Annotated in this window: 12 protein-coding genes; 7 read left to right on the forward strand and 5 right to left on the reverse strand. The window is 72.9% G+C overall.

All coding sequences use genetic code 11. The annotated features are described in order from the left end of the window. Window positions 1–856: TetR/AcrR family transcriptional regulator (locus NBZ85_RS16845; RefSeq protein WP_261562200.1), on the reverse strand; the 856-nt coding region annotated here is incomplete at its 3' end. Window positions 857–1,190: 334 nt separating this feature from the next. On the opposite strand from NBZ85_RS16845, the gene NBZ85_RS16850 reads away from it, so the two are divergent. From NBZ85_RS16850 to NBZ85_RS16860, 3 genes are all read left to right on the forward strand, one after another. Continuing rightward, a complete protein-coding gene (locus tag NBZ85_RS16850) occupies window positions 1,191–2,018 on the forward strand; it encodes a mycofactocin-coupled SDR family oxidoreductase (RefSeq protein WP_261556825.1) in 828 nt (275 codons plus the stop codon). Between the two features lie 88 nt (window positions 2,019–2,106). Then, entirely contained in the window at window positions 2,107–3,606 is a 1,500-nt protein-coding gene (locus NBZ85_RS16855; protein ID WP_261562201.1) for an aldehyde dehydrogenase family protein, read from the forward strand. After that, window positions 3,599–5,179 (forward strand): class I adenylate-forming enzyme family protein, encoded by a 1,581-nt coding sequence (locus NBZ85_RS16860; protein WP_261562202.1) that lies wholly within the window; start codon window positions 3,599–3,601, stop codon window positions 5,177–5,179. The genes NBZ85_RS16855 and NBZ85_RS16860 overlap by 8 nt, the downstream gene beginning before the upstream one ends. A gap of 31 nt (window positions 5,180–5,210) precedes the next feature. Here NBZ85_RS16860 and NBZ85_RS16865 read toward each other — a convergent pair whose 3' ends face one another. From NBZ85_RS16865 to NBZ85_RS16875, 3 genes are all read right to left on the reverse strand, one after another. After that, window positions 5,211–6,446, reverse strand: a complete 1,236-nt coding sequence (locus NBZ85_RS16865) for an ABC transporter substrate-binding protein (RefSeq protein ID WP_261562203.1) — start codon at window positions 6,444–6,446, stop codon at window positions 5,211–5,213. Window positions 6,447–6,661: 215 nt separating this feature from the next. Next, window positions 6,662–6,958, reverse strand: coding sequence for an acyl-CoA synthase (locus NBZ85_RS16870; RefSeq protein ID WP_261562204.1), 297 nt, complete (start codon window positions 6,956–6,958; stop codon window positions 6,662–6,664). 82 nt (window positions 6,959–7,040) lie between these two features. Further along, window positions 7,041–8,123: a Gfo/Idh/MocA family protein gene (locus NBZ85_RS16875; RefSeq protein WP_261562205.1), complete on the reverse strand. Its 1,083-nt coding sequence runs from the start codon at window positions 8,121–8,123 to the stop codon at window positions 7,041–7,043. Between the two features lie 355 nt (window positions 8,124–8,478). Between NBZ85_RS16875 and NBZ85_RS16880 the strand changes: the two genes are divergently transcribed. Then, on the forward strand, window positions 8,479–9,867 hold the full coding sequence (locus NBZ85_RS16880) for a TetR/AcrR family transcriptional regulator (protein ID WP_261556830.1): 1,389 nt from the start codon (window positions 8,479–8,481) through the stop codon (window positions 9,865–9,867). A 50-nt stretch (window positions 9,868–9,917) separates the two neighbouring features. On the opposite strand, the gene NBZ85_RS16885 is transcribed toward NBZ85_RS16880, so the two are convergent. Continuing rightward, a complete protein-coding gene (locus tag NBZ85_RS16885) occupies window positions 9,918–10,610 on the reverse strand; it encodes a TetR/AcrR family transcriptional regulator (protein WP_261556831.1) in 693 nt (230 codons plus the stop codon). A 76-nt stretch (window positions 10,611–10,686) separates the two neighbouring features. On the opposite strand from NBZ85_RS16885, the gene NBZ85_RS16890 reads away from it, so the two are divergent. The 3 genes from NBZ85_RS16890 to NBZ85_RS16900 all read left to right on the forward strand — a co-directional run bounded on the left by NBZ85_RS16890 (window position 10,687) and on the right by NBZ85_RS16900 (window position 13,953). Continuing rightward, window positions 10,687–11,784, forward strand: a complete 1,098-nt coding sequence (locus tag NBZ85_RS16890) for a phosphotransferase family protein (protein WP_261556832.1) — start codon at window positions 10,687–10,689, stop codon at window positions 11,782–11,784. A gap of 2 nt (window positions 11,785–11,786) precedes the next feature. Then, window positions 11,787–12,548 carry an SDR family NAD(P)-dependent oxidoreductase gene (locus NBZ85_RS16895; RefSeq protein ID WP_261556833.1) on the forward strand — a complete coding sequence of 254 codons (762 nt, stop codon included), beginning with the start codon at window positions 11,787–11,789 and terminating at the stop codon, window positions 12,546–12,548. 88 nt (window positions 12,549–12,636) lie between these two features. Next, entirely contained in the window at window positions 12,637–13,953 is a 1,317-nt protein-coding gene (locus NBZ85_RS16900; protein WP_261556834.1) for an acyl-CoA dehydrogenase family protein, read from the forward strand.

Here is a 13,953-nt window from a genome sequence, read left to right on the forward strand (position 1 = left end):
GGCCAGGGGAGCGCGGGGTCGGTTCGCAGGAGCGGGGGCTCGGTTCGGGAGCGGGGAAGAACGAGCGGTGGATCATGTCGGCGAGGGCGTCATGCAGCGCGTCGTCCTCGTCGGGGCGCCGCGCGATCCTGCCGCGGGCGTCGGAGACGATGTGCGTCCACTCCACGATGCAGATCACGGCGACGGAGAGCACCCGGGTGTCCACCCCGCCGGTGTCGGCGCGGGCCAGCCGCGGCGGCAGGCTCGCGGCGAGCACCTGCAGGTACTCCTCGGACGGGTTCTCGACGGCCGCGGTGTCGAGGGACGGGCTGTCGACGACCGGCGCCTCCGTCGCGGACACCGGCCATTCCGCGAACACCGGTGAGTGCTGGCGCAGCACGGCGCCGAGCTCGTCCAGCCAGGCCCGGAACACCGCGAGCCCCGCCGGTCCCTCGCTGAGCACCGGCAGGCGCTGGAAGTGGTCGACCAGGTCGACGCCGAGCTCCTCGAAGAAGATCCGGAAGACCTCCAGCTTGCCGCGGAAGTACTGGTAGAAGGCGGCGTCGGAGCGGCCGGTGGCCTCGGCCACCGCCTGGACGCTCGTGCCGTGGTAACCGCGCTCGGCGAACAGCCGCCGCGCCGCGGCGATGATCTCCTGGCAGGCGCGGGCGCCCTCCGCGCCGATCACCTGGCTGGCCGGATACGGGGCACGCCGGTGCCGCGGCAGCCAGGCGCCCCCACCGGGGGTGTGGCCCTGGCCGCCGGGGCTGAGCGGCTCCCTGTCGGGGGTGAGCGTGTCCCCGCCGGCGGTGGGAGAGTCGGCGCCCGCGGCGTCCGTGCGCGGGCGAGGCGGGGAAAGCGGTTCGGGCGTCGGCAACCCGGCCTCCCCTCGGCCTCGGCGCGACGAGCGGTTCCCGGACGGTGACTCCGGCATCGCGTTGCGTGTGCAACGAGTGTATGTGGAGGTGTATTCCGCCAGGTGGGCGGGCGTCCGAGGTGCAGGTGGCCAGGCGTCCGAGACGTGGCACCGGCGATCCGGACCCTCTCCGGGGTTCCAAAATGACAGGTGTCTTACTAGTGTGGTGGCTCACAGGCGGCCGGTGCTCGGGGGGAGCGCGGGCCCCGCCGGCCGGACCATCCGCGCCGCCCGACCGGACCCCGCCCCCGCGGACCACCGGTCCGTGGCCGACAGACGTGAGAAGAGAGCATTCATGGGTTTGCTGGACGACCGGGTCGTGTTCATCACCGGTGCGGCGCGCGGACAGGGCCGCTCGCATGCGGTGACGTTCGCCGAGCAGGGGGCGAACATCGTCGGTGTCGACATCTGTCGCGACCTCCCCGCCGTGCCCTACAAGCTGGGCACCGCCGACGACCTGGCCGAGACCGCCCGGCTGGTGGAGAAGGCCGGCGGGCAGATGCTCACCGCCGAGGCCGACGTGCGTGACCGGGCCGCGCTGCAGGCCGCCTTCGACGCCGGGGTCGAGCGGTTCGGCCACATCGACACCGTCCTCGCCAACGCCGGGGTCATCCTCAGCAACAGCGCCGAGCGTGATGCCGACGAGGCCCTGCGCCTCGGCATCGACATCATGCAGATCGGCGTGTGGAACACCTTCCAGGTCGCGATCCCGCACCTGATCGACCGCGGCGAGGGCGGCAACCTCGTCGCCACCAGCTCCATGGCCGCGCTGCTGCCGCTCACCGACGGCCGCGGCGGGTCCGACGCCTACGGGATGGCCAAGAACGCCGTCATCGCGCTGGTCCGCTCGTACGCGAACTGGCTGGCCCCGCACCGCATCCGGGTCAACGCGGTGGCGCCGACGAACTGCGCCACGCCGATGGTCACTGAGAACCCGGCGCTGTTCGGTGTGATCGAGGCGAACCCCAACCTCGTCAACGCGATGCAGACGATGCTGCCCGACCTGCCCATCATCGAGCCCGGCGACGTCAGCCAGGCCATCCTGTTCCTCATCTCCTCGGCGGCCCGCTCCTTCACCGGCAGCCTGCTCAAGGTCGACGCCGGCATGGACGTTCGCCGCTAGCACGGCGACGGCCAGCCCCGGCCGCCCGCTCACCCGATCGGATCACCGCCCCCCGGCGTGGTGGAGGCGGAGGACTTGCGGAGGACCCATGACGAGCGCGACCCCCACCACCCCCACCACCCCCACCGTGGTCGGCGAGGCCCGGATGCTCATCGACGGCGAGCTGGTCGAGGCCACCGGCGGCGCCGTCTACGACAACATCAACCCGGCCACCGAGCAGGTGCTGGGCCAGACCAGCGACGCCGCCGCCGCCGACCTGGACCGGGCGATCGCCGCGGCGCGCCGCGCCTTCGACGAGTCGGCCTGGTCGACCGACCGGGACCTGCGCCGCCGCTGCCTGGCGCAGCTCCAGCAGGCGCTGGAGGGCGAGCGTGAGCAGCTGCGCGCCGAGCTCGTCGCCGAGGCCGGCGCGCCCGTCGCCGTCACCGGCATCGCCCAGCTCGACTGGCCGCTGGCCGACGGGCTGCGCGGCCCGCTGGAGCTGATGGACAGCTTCCCCTGGGAACGGTCCCTGCCGGACACCCAGCTCTTCGGCCCCAGCCACCGGGCGGTCTGGCAGGAGCCGGTCGGCGTGGTCGCGGCGATCGTGCCGTGGAACTTCCCGTTCGAGGTCACGATCAACAAGCTGGGCCCGGCGCTGGCGACCGGGAACACGGTCGTGCTCAAGCCCGCGCCGGACACGCCGTGGAACGCCACCCGCATCGGCCGGCTCATCGCCGAGCAGACCGACATCCCGCCGGGCGTCGTCAACGTGGTGCCCTGCTCGGACAACGCCGTCGCCGGCCAGCTCCTCGTCGACCCGCGGGTCGACATGGTGTCGTTCACCGGGTCGACACCGGTGGGTCGGCTCGTCGTGGAGAAGTCCGCGGCGACGATGAAGCGCACCCTGCTCGAGCTCGGCGGCAAGTCGGCGATGATCGTTCTCGACGACGCCGACCTCGCCGCGGTGCTGCCGCTGGCCGGCTTCGGCGCCTGCCTGCACGCCGGCCAGGGCTGCGCGCTGCTCACCCGGGTGCTGCTGCCCCGCGACCGCTACGCCGAGGGCGTGGAGATCCTCGGCGGTGTGATCGGTGCCCTGCCCTACGGCGACCCGACCGATCCGGCGAACCTCGCCGGGCCGCTCATCAACGCCCGCCAGCGCGAGCGGGTCCTCGGCTACATCGAGGCCGGCCGCGCGCAGGGGGCGCGGGTCGTCGTCGGCGGTGGGCGGCCCGAGCACCTGCCGCGCGGCTACTACGTGCAGCCGACGCTGCTCGCCGACGTGGACAACACGATGACCGTCGCCCGGGAGGAGATCTTCGGGCCGGTGGTGTGCGCGATCCCGTTCGACGACGAGGCCGACGCGGTCCGCATCGCCAACGACAGCCCGTACGGCCTGTCGGGCGGGGTGTACTCGGCGTCGGTCGAGCGGGGCCTCGGCGTCGCCCGGCGCATCCGCACCGGCAGCATCAACGTCAACGGCGGGATGTTCTACGGCTCCGACGGCCCGTACGGCGGGTACAAGATGAGCGGTCTTGGCCGGCAGGGCGGCCTGGAGGGCTTCGCCTCCTACACCGAGGCCAAGACCGTCGGCTACGTCGGTGCCTGACCCGGCGGCCGCCGCCGGCGTGCCTGGCCCGGCGGGCAGCCCCGGCGTGCCTGGCCCGGCGGGTGGCGCCGGCGCGGGCTGGCTGGAGCGGGTGCTTGCGGTGCACGCGGGCAGCGCCCGCCCGGCGGTGCTCGACGCCGGCGGTCCGGTCAGCGGCGCCGAGCTCGTCGGGCGGGCGACGTACGCCGCCGAGTTCCTCACCGAGCTCGGTGTGCCGGCGGGCACGCCGGTTCCGGCGCTGCTCACCAGCAACCCCGACGCGCTGGCGCTGCTGCTCGGCGGGGCGGCGGCCGACCGTCCGGTGGCCCCGCTCGGGCCCCGGCTGACCGCCGCCGAACTCGCCGGCCCGGTGCGCGCCGCCGGCGCCGGTGTTCTGCTCACCGAACCCGCCTGGGCCGCCGTCGCGGCCGAGGCCGCCGCCCTGGCCGGGGTGCGGGTGGTACCCGTGCCGGCGCTGCGGGCGTCGGGCGCGGCGCCGCCCGGGCCGGGCGGGCCGGTCGCGCTGTACCTGCACACCTCGGGTACCACCGGGGCGGCCAAGCGGGTGCCCGTCACCCAGGAGGTGCTCGCCGCGCGCACCGAGCTGCTGTCCGGCCTGCTCGATCTCGGCCCGGACAGCCGCCACGCCACCGGCTCGCCGCTGCACCACATCGGCGGGCTCGGCAACACGCTCGTCGCGGTGACGGTCGGCGCGACCGTGCTGCCGACGTCGCGCTTCAGCCACCAGTGGTGGGCCGGCCTGCGGGAGCAGGGCGCCACGCACTGCCAGCTCGTCCCGACGATGATCGAGATGCTGCTGGCCGAGGGGACCCTCGACGCGGTGCCGCTGCGCACCCTGATCTACGGTGCGTCGCCGATCAGCCCCGAGACGCTGCGCCGGGTGCAGGCCGTGCTGCCCGGGGTGCGCCTGGTCAACCTGTTCGGTCAGACCGAGGGCAGCCCACTGACCTGCCTGACCCCCGCCGACCACGACCGGGCCGCGGCGGGCGTCCCCGCTCTGCTCACCACCGTCGGGCGGCCCGTCCCCGGGCTGCGGCTGCGCATCGACGACCCGGACGACGCCGGCGTCGGCGAGGTGTTCGCCGCCGCGGCGCACCTGAGCGTGCACGCCGCCGACGGCTGGCTGCACAGCGGCGACCTCGGCTTCCTCGACGACGACGGCTACCTGCACCTCGTCGGCCGGCGCAACGACATGATCGTGCGCGGCGGGGAGAACGTGTACCCGTTGGAGATCGAGCACACGCTCGTCGAGCATCCCGGGGTGGCCGACGCCGGGATCGTCGGGGTGCCCGATGCCCGGCTGGGGGAGACACTGGCCGCCTTCGTCGTCCCCGCCGATCCCGACCGCCCGCCGCCCGCCGACGAGCTGCGCAGCTTCGTCCGCGACCGGCTGGCCGGGTTCAAGGTGCCCGCCTACTGGTACGTCGTCGACGCGCTGCCGCTCAACGCCGCCGGCAAGCTCACCCGCCCCGCCCTGCGCGCCCGCCACGAGGCGGCAGCCGTCCCGACCGCAGCCGTCCCGACCGCAGCCGTCCCGACCGCAGCGCCGACCGCTGCCAGCTCGTCGCCGTAGCGCGAGGGCGGGTGCGGGCCGCCGGTCGGCGTCAGGAGCCGGTGCCGCCGGGCAGCTCGTGGCCGCAGAGGTTCTCACGGACGACGGTGAAGGCGTCCCCGGCCCGGTTCGCCTGGACGAACGACCAGCAGGTTGTCTGTTGGCCCCGGTCGCGGGCCAGGTCCATCGGCTGGATGAGCCCGCCGGCGTTGTAGTTGTGCACCGCGTTCAGGGCGGTGACGAAGCCTTCGCGGGTCGGGCACGCGCCGGCCTCGGTCAGCCCGCGCAGGAACAGGTCGGTGTCGATGTAGGCGATCATCGCCAGTTCCTGCTGCGGGTTGGGGACCTGCGGGGCGTAGCGCGCCATCGCCGTGCGGTACTGCTCGATCGCCGGGCCGCCGGCCTCGAACGGGCGGTAGAACACCGGGACGGTCACGCCGGCGAGCGCGCCGCCCGAGTCGTGCAGGAGCTGGGTGTCGTAGCCGCTGACCGACAGGACCGCGCGCAGGTTCACCCCGGCGGCGCGTACCGCGGTGAGAACCGCGGGCAGGTCGGGGGCGTTGATGACGGTGAGCAGGGTGTCGGCGCCGCTGCCGGCGATGCGACGGGCGACGGACACCAGGCTGTCCGCGTTCGCGGTGTAGGGGATCTCGTCGACGACCGGGATGCCGGCGGCCCGCGCGCTCTGGGTCATCTTGGCGCTGGTGTTGCCGACCCCGGCGGACAGCGCGGTGCGCAGCAGGACGGCCTTCGTCGCGCCCTGCGAGCGAAGGAACGTGCCGTAGGTGTCGGTCGCGGCGCCGGTGGTGGAGGAGAACGAGAACATGCTGCGGTGCTTCGCCCAGGCATCGCCGGTGGCCAGCCCGCCGACCGGGACGCCACGGTCGGCGAGGTACTGGGCGCTGCCGTCGGCAGCCAGGGAGTACTCCAGGACGCCGAAGACTCCTTGCTGCTCGACCAGGTCCCGGGCGGCGACCCCGTTGGCCGCCGGGTCGCCCTGGTCGTCCCGCCAGTCGTAGACGATCTTTCGTCCGTGGATGCCGCCGGCGGCGTTCGCCAGGCCGATGCGGGCATCGACCCCGGCGCGGGTGGCGGCCAGCGAGGCCGCGGTCGGCCCGGAGTCGGGATAAAGAAGCCCGAGCCTGACCTCCGATGAGGTCACGCCCGGGCTGTCACAGGATGCCGCCGACGATGCCGTCGCGGACGAGCACGCGCTCGCCCCCGCGGCGAGTAACGCCAGCATCGCGGCGGCGCTCGATAACGATAAGGAATAAGAACGACTACGCATCGTGAGACCCCGTGGGAACGTCATGGAACAGAGATGAGGGAACTGCTGGGAAAGAAGTAAGGCAACGGACGGGGCCTGCGGGGCGGTCGACGAATGCGTCTCGCACCCGTCTGCACTCTCGGCGCCGGGCCCCCGGCGGATGGTGCCACCGCCGCCCCGGGTGGCCATGGATCATCAGCCGGGGCGGCGGGTGCCAGGCGGACCTGGCGCTGGTCTCAGCTCTCGTAGCGGGGCGTGCCCCGGTAGCCGAAGAACCGTTCGAAGTTCTCATCGTTGATCGGCCGCCGCTGGTTGCGCTCCTGGGCGTCGCGCAACGCGGCGAGCCGCGCGCGCTCCCGCCCGACGCGCTCGGCGTCCGCCGGTTCGGCGCCTTCCAGCTCGGTGACCAGGGCGCTCTGCGCCTCGATCTCCTCGGCGAGGCGAACCGCCACCTCGCCGTAGGTGAGCAGATCCTGGTCGTCTTCGTCCTCGCGCTGCGGGACGGCGGCGGGGTTGGTTCCTGCGTCGGTCATGCGTACACCGTCCTTCCTGCTGTCCTCGCGGGGGACTGTAGCCCCCCGCGCCGGCGGAGCTCCACCTTTCGCCCGCCGATCCTCAGAGCTCGATGGACACCCAGCCGGCGCCCTCGGACGACCGGTGCGCCGCGTCGATGATCTCCAGGCTCAGCAGCCCGTCGGTGAACGTGGGGACCGGAGTGGGCTTGCCGTCGAAGGCGGGCAGCCAGTCCTCGAGCATCAGCGCCATCGCCCGGCTGCCATGCCCGGCCAGCCCGTCGGGCAGGTGCTGCGGCGCGGCGGGCTCGCGCTCGACCGGGGCCAGCGGCGCCAGCCCCTTCTCGCTCGCCGGGCCCGCCTGGTAGACGGTGTGGCGCAGGCTGCCGTCGGCGACGATGGTGCCGTCCCCGCCCAGCAGCTCGAGGCGGAAGTGGTCGACGTTCGCGCCGATCGTGGACAGGCTCAGGATCGCGATCGCGCCGGAGGCGAGGCGCAGCAGCAGCGCGGAGGTGTCGTCCGCGGTCACGGCCAGTTCCCCGCCGTCGGGCAGCGCCCGCGTCGGCACCGAGCTGCGCACATCGGCGCACACCGCCACCGGCGGCCCCAACAGCGAGCACACGAAGTCCAGGTCGTGGACGAGCATGCCGGCGAGGTAGCCGCCGCCCTGGGCACGGTCGTACATCCAGGCGGCCTGCAGGGGCCGGCTGGGATGCCAGTAGGAGGCGCTGCGGCTGACCCGGGCCACGTGCGGGGTGCCGAGCAGCCCGTCGCGCACCCGGTCGGTGATGGCCAGCCACTCCGGGTTCCAGCGGTTCTCGAAGCAGCAGCCGGTCGGCCGGCCCGACTCCTGTGCCGCGGAGACCAACTCCCGCGCCTGCGCCGGGTTGGCGGCCAGCGGCTTCTCGCACAGCACCGCCTTGCCCGCGTCCAGCGCGGCGAGGGTGATCTCGTGGTGCAGCGCGGTCGGGGTCGCGACCGAGATCAGATCAAGGTCGTCGCGGCGCACGAAGGACTGCCAGTCGGTCGAGGTGTCCTCGATGCCCAGCCGGGCTGCCACCTTCCCGAGGCGCTCCGGCGTCCGCGCGCACAGGGCCACCGGTTCGTAGCCCTGGGCCGCCCGGTAGGCCGGGGCCTGGACGATCGCCCCCCAGCCGACTCCCACAATGCCCACCCGCAGCGTCACAGGACCACCCGCGCTGTCATGTTGCCTCCCAGGGGACGGCCACTCTGCCGCCCTGCCGCATCGTCGCGTTACCGCATCCAAAGTTCAATTAGTTGGACACTAATGCGGGACTACTGGGAAGGGCAACGGGGGCTCGGCCGGCGGCGCCGCGCAACTGTATTCCTCGCTCTGGTAATCGGCAGGCTGAGCACCGCCGGCGGGATCGTCACGTCGGGTCGATATCCCCGCAGGCCCGACACGATCGCCGGTGGGGCGCCACGAGCGGGCCGCCTGGCCGAACAGCACCCTACACTTGCCTGCGGGAGTGCCCTGCCCTGCGATCGTGCCGGGTGGGGAAAACGTAAGGGGGCGCCGGGTGGTGGTCGGGCCCGAGCGCGCGCTGATCCTGCCGTCGCGGCGGCGGGATCCCTATCCGGTCAGTCCCGTGATCGGCCCGGAAGGGGAGCGGGCCTGCGCGGAGATCGTCGCGGCGGCCCGTGCCCTGTTCGCGCGGCGCGGCTACCACGGGACCAGCATCTCGGCGATCACCGAGGCCACCGGTCGTTCGGACACGGCTTTCTACCAGTACTTCCCGAGCAAGATAGCTCTGTTCGCCATCTTCTATGAGCAGCTCGGGGCAGATCTTGTCCGCCACTTCCACCGCCAACGGGTCATCGAGCCCGGACCGGCGGGGCTGGCCGAGTTCCGCGCCTGGCTCGGTGGTCTCGACGAGGTCCTGCGCCGGCACTCGCCCGTCTTCGCCACCTGGCCGCTGATCGCGGACGAGGAACTGGAGCCCGAAGATCCCTCCGAGCGGTACCTGCACGTGCTCGCGGATGCGATGCGGCCCCGGCTCGCCCTCGCCGGCACCGGTCCGGTGGACACCCGCGTCATCGCGATCGCAAGCATCAGCCTCATGCAGTGGACGCACGTCGTCTTCGCTCCACGCCGCCCCGATGTCCGCACCTCCGAGGCTTCGGTGCACGCCGCGCTCGCGACCATCATCCACTCGTCGTTGTTCCCCCGAGACGGCGGCCCCACGGGCGCGGCGGGCGCCGTCGGTGCCGGTCCGCCCTGGCCCGAACTGCTCCTCGAGCGGAGTACGGACCGCACAGATCCGCTCGGGGCCTGGCGCGAGACGGTTCCGCTCGGCCTTCGCCGGCAGGTCACCCGGCGGTCCGAGCCGACGATCCGGCGCATCCTGGCCGCCGCCAGGAAGGCGTTCGAGCGTGGCGGGCTGGCCGGGACGAGCGTCGACGACATCACCGCCGAGGCCGGCGTCGCCCACGGCACGTTCTACCAGTACTGGGAGGACCGGTCTGCGATCTTCGCGACGTTGGCCCACCAGGCGGCGGTCGACCTCTGCGCCCATCTCGATGGCCTGCTGCGGGCCGAACACGCCACCGACGTCCTGACCTGGATCGACCGCTGGTTGGACGTCCTGCGCCAGCACGGCCCCACTTTTCACGTGTGGACGACCGGGGTTCTGCCGACCGTCCAGCTGCAGCTGCTGAGCCGCCAGATGCGGTCCTACCTCGACGAGGTCACCGCGCGGCTGCTGGCGCGGTGGGCGCCGCGGCGATCACTGGACCCGTCGGCGGCCGCCGTCGTGCTGTGGGTTCTGCTCGGCGAGTTTCCCTACCACGCCTGGCAGCGCCATCCGGTGCTCGACCGCGACGACGTCCACCGTTCGCTCGCGCTCCTGCTCGTCGGCGGTCTGCTCGGCGCACGCACGCCGTTGCCCGCCGGTGGGCCGCCGCGCTGAGCGGGGGGAGACCACCCCAGGGAGACCACACCAGGGGGATGCCTCCGGGGTCAGGCCTGCCCGGCGACGGCCGTGCAGAACGTGACCAGATGCTCGCGTTCCACCGCGTCGGGCCCGGTACCGGTCGCGACGTGGCGTTCGAGCGCGCCGAGCACGACGTCCAGCATCGCCTGCGCGTCGAGCTCGGGGTGGGGCCGCCCGGCGGCGGCCAGCGGCGCGACCAGCAGTTCGCCGAGCTGGTTGTCGAGGGTCGCCCGCCCCGGGCCGGAACCGCCCGACCGCAGCGTCAGTCGACTGATCGCGATGCTCTGGGTGGCCACCTCGGGCAGGGTGAGCTGCGTCAGCAGTCCCTGCACCCAGGCGGTGATCTGATCGGCGGGGCCGGTCTGCTTGGCCATCTGGTAGCCCAGGTAGGAGCGAACCCGCAGGACACCGCGCTCCATCACGGCGTGCATCAGCTCGTTCTTGCCGGCGAAGTAGCGGTAGAAGGTCTGGTTCGAGGTGCCGGCCTCGGCGACGATGTCGCTCACCCGCGGCTCCGCCGGTGCCACCCGGACCGCCACCCGTAGCGCGGCGTCGAGGATCTGCCCGAGTTCGTCGAGGGCGTCGCGCTGGTGGCGGCGCAGCGCTCGATCGACGGCGGCGCGTACGGACGCGGGCGCTCCGTCCCACTCCAGTCGGGTCGACTCCATGGCTGCAAGTGTGCCGTGCGAGGTGCGCGGCGCGGGGCCGGATCGGGCCATCTCTCAGAATCTGGTTCTGGACTGGACAGAATGCTATTCTGGCGCTCGTCCCGCTCCCGTCGACGAGGAGGTCCGGATGGGGAACCCGATCCAGCCAGCCAGCCAACCCGAGCCGGGGCCGAGGGTGAGCGCGGGCGCGGCCCTGCCGGGCGTGGGGCTCGACGCCGCCCGACTGGCCCGCTGGCTCGACGCCGAGCAGGTGCCCGGTGTCGGTGAGCTGCCCGTCATCGACCGGCTCACCGGCGGCTCGCAGAACGAGCTGTACTCCCTGACCCGGGGGGGCGAGCGCACGGTGCTGCGGATGCCGCCGCCCTCGGCGAGCGCGTCCCGGGTCGACGGGCTGCGCCGCGAGCTGCGGCTGGTGCGTGCGCTGCGGGGGACCGACGTGCCGCACGCCGAGCTCGTCGCCGGGGACGTCACCGGGGACGTGCTGGGAATGCCGTTCTACGTCATGCGTGCGGTCGACGGCTGGAGTCCGACGGGCTCCTGGCCGGCGCCGTTCGACACCGACCCGACCGCGCGCCGCGGCCTGGCGTTCGAACTCGTCGACGGCATCGCGAAGCTGTCCCGGGTCGACTGGCGGGCCCGCGGCCTCGAGGGGTTCGGCCGGCCGGAGAACTTCCACGAGCGGCAGGTCGACCGCTGGCTGACCTTCCTCGGCGCCTACCGCTTCCGCGAGCTGCCCGGTCTCGACTCCGCGGCCGACTGGCTGCGGGCGAACCGTCCGGCCGGTTTCGAACCCGGGATCATGCACGGCGACTACCAGTTCGCCAACGTGATGTTCCGCCATGGCACCCCGGCCCGGCTCGCCGCCATCATCGACTGGGAGATGACCACGATCGGCGACCCGCTGCTCGATCTCGGCTGGGCGCTGCTCGGCTGGGACGGCGAGCAGCCGCGCACCGAGGGCTTCTACCTCGACGTCTCCGGCATGCCGCGGCGCGCCGAACTGCTGGAGCACTACGAGCGGGTGAGCGGCCGCTCGACCGAGGACATCGACTACTACCTGGTGCTGGCCAACTGGAAGCTGGGCGTGGTGCTGGAGAAGAGTTATGCGGCCCTCGCCGGCGGTGGGGCGGTCGACCCCAAGGTCGAGACGTTCGGGCCGCTGGTGCTGCAGCTGCTGGCCACCGCCGCCGACCTCGCCCGCTCGCTGCCGGCCCGGAGAGGCTGACCATGGGATACGCAGACACCCTGTTCGATCTGACCGACCGCGTCGTACTCATCACCGGCGGCAGCCGTGGGCTCGGCCGGGAGATGGCCTTCGGTGCGGCGCGCTGCGGGGCCGACGTCGTCATCGCCAGCCGCGACCTCGACTCCTGCAAGGCCGCCGCCGCGGAGATCGAGGCCGAGACCGGCCGCAAGGCCCTGCCCTACGCGGTGCACGTCGGCCGCTGGGACGAGCTGCCCGGTCTCGTCGACGCCGCCTACGAACGGTTCGGCAAGGTCGACGCGCTGATCAACAATGCCGGGATGTCGCCGCTGTACGACACCCTCGGCGACGTCAACGAGAAGCTGTTCGACGCGGTCGTCAACCTGAACCTCAAGGGTCCCTTCCGGCTGTCGGTACTTGTCGGCGAACGGATGGTCGCCGCGGGGCGCGGCTCCATCGTGAACGTCAGCTCCACCGGTTCCATCCGGCCGACCCCGGCGATCCTGCCGTACGCCGCGGCCAAGGCCGGACTCAACGCGCTCACCGAGGGCCTCGCGCTCGCCCTCGGCCCGCATGTGCGCGTCAACACCCTCATGTCCGGCCCGTTCTACACCGACGTCAGCCGGCACTGGGACCTCGACGCCGTCGGCGAGGCGACCCAGGCGCACGCGCTGCGCCGTGCCGGTGACCCGCCCGAGATCGTCGGCTCCGCGCTGTACCTGATCTCGGATGCGTCCAGCTACACCTCCGCCGCGACCCTGCGGGTCGACGGCGGTATCCCCTGAGCCGACACCGTCCCCTGAGCCGACACCGTCCCCTGAGCCGACACCGGCCCGAGTAGTGGGAGGAAAAAAGTGCTGGGAGGAGAAAACCATGGCATGGGACTTCTCGACCGATGACGAGTTCGAGACCAAGCTGACGTGGGTCCGCGCCTTCGTGCGCGACGAGGTGGCGCCGCTCGACGTGCTGTTCCCGGGCTGCGAGTACCTGCCCCTCGACGACGAACGGCGCAAGATCGTCGACCCGCTCAAGCAGCGGGTGCGCGACGAGGGCCTGTGGGCGCCGCACCTGGGCCCGGAGCTCGGCGGGCAGGGTTTCGGCGCGGTGAAGCTGACCCTGCTCAACGAGATCCTCGGCCGCACCGACTGGGGGCCGATCGTGTTCGGCACCCAGGCACCCGACACCGGCAACGCCGAGATCATCGCCCGCTTCGGCACGCCGGAGCAGAAGGAGCGCTACCTGGCGCCCCTGCTGGCCGGCGAGATCTTCTCCTGCTTCTCGATGACGGAGCCGCAGGGCGGCGCCGACCCGCGGGTGTTCACCACCCGGGCCCGGCGCGAAGGCGACGAGTGGGTGATCGACGGTCGCAAGTACTGGTCGTCCAACGCCGCGGTGGCCTCGTTCCTCATCATCGTCGCGATCACCAACCCCGACGTCCCGGTGCATCACGGCGCGTCGACCTTCCTGGTTCCGCGGGACACCCCCGGAGTGGTGATCGAGGACAGCCACCACGTGTTCGGCGCGCACCACCACGAACCGGGCCACTCCCTGGTGCGCTACGAGGGGGTGCGGGTGCCGGCGGATGCGATGCTCGGCCAGGAGGGACGCGGCTTCGAGGTGGCCCAGTCCCGGCTGGCCGGCGGCCGGCTGCACCACGCCATGCGTGCGATCGGCGTCGCCCAGCGGGCCATCGACATGATGGGACAGCGCGCCAAAAGCCGCTTCACCCAGGGCAGCTCCCTGGCCGACAAGCAGTTCGTGCAGGGGTTCATCGCCGAGTCCTACACCGAGCTGATGCCGTTCCGCCTCGCCGTGCTGCACGCCGCCTGGCTCATCGACACCCAGGGCGAGCATGCCGCCCGCACCGAGATCGCGGCCCTGAAGGTGCTCACCCCGAAGGTCATCCAGTCGATCGTGCTGCGGGCGATCCAGGTCCACGGCGGGCTCGGCATCACCGAGCAGCTTCCACTGGTCGACATGTTCACCACGGGGCTCGCCCTCGGCCTCGCCGACGGGCCCACCGAGGCGCACAAGGTCAACCTGGCCCGCCAGCTCCTGCGCAACTACGAGGCCGGCGACCCGGCCTGGCCCGAGGAGTTCCTCGGCCGCCGCCTCGCCGCGGCCCGGGAGAAGTACGGCGACCTCGTCTCCGCCGTCCCGTCGGTGCCCGACGGGCCGCCGGGGGTCTGA

The sequence above is a fragment of the Frankia tisae genome, assembly GCF_025403405.1.
GTDB lineage: Bacteria > Actinomycetota > Actinomycetes > Frankiales > Frankiaceae > Frankia > Frankia tisai.

Excerpts from the sequence above, each read along its gene's own strand:
- NBZ85_RS16850 (WP_261556825.1), top strand. The coding sequence starts at position 1,191 with ATGGGTTTGCTGGACGACCGGGTCGTGTTCATCACCGGTGCGGCGCGC.
- NBZ85_RS16855 (WP_261562201.1), top strand. The coding sequence starts at position 2,107 with ATGACGAGCGCGACCCCCACCACCCCCACCACCCCCACCGTGGTCGGC.
- NBZ85_RS16865 (WP_261562203.1), bottom strand. The coding sequence starts at position 6,446 with ATGCGTAGTCGTTCTTATTCCTTATCGTTATCGAGCGCCGCCGCGATG.
- NBZ85_RS16870 (WP_261562204.1), bottom strand. The coding sequence starts at position 6,958 with ATGACCGACGCAGGAACCAACCCCGCCGCCGTCCCGCAGCGCGAGGAC.
- NBZ85_RS16885 (WP_261556831.1), bottom strand. The coding sequence starts at position 10,610 with ATGGCCCGATCCGGCCCCGCGCCGCGCACCTCGCACGGCACACTTGCA.
- NBZ85_RS16890 (WP_261556832.1), top strand. The coding sequence starts at position 10,687 with ATGGGGAACCCGATCCAGCCAGCCAGCCAACCCGAGCCGGGGCCGAGG.
- NBZ85_RS16895 (WP_261556833.1), top strand. The coding sequence starts at position 11,787 with ATGGGATACGCAGACACCCTGTTCGATCTGACCGACCGCGTCGTACTC.
- NBZ85_RS16900 (WP_261556834.1), top strand. The coding sequence starts at position 12,637 with ATGGCATGGGACTTCTCGACCGATGACGAGTTCGAGACCAAGCTGACG.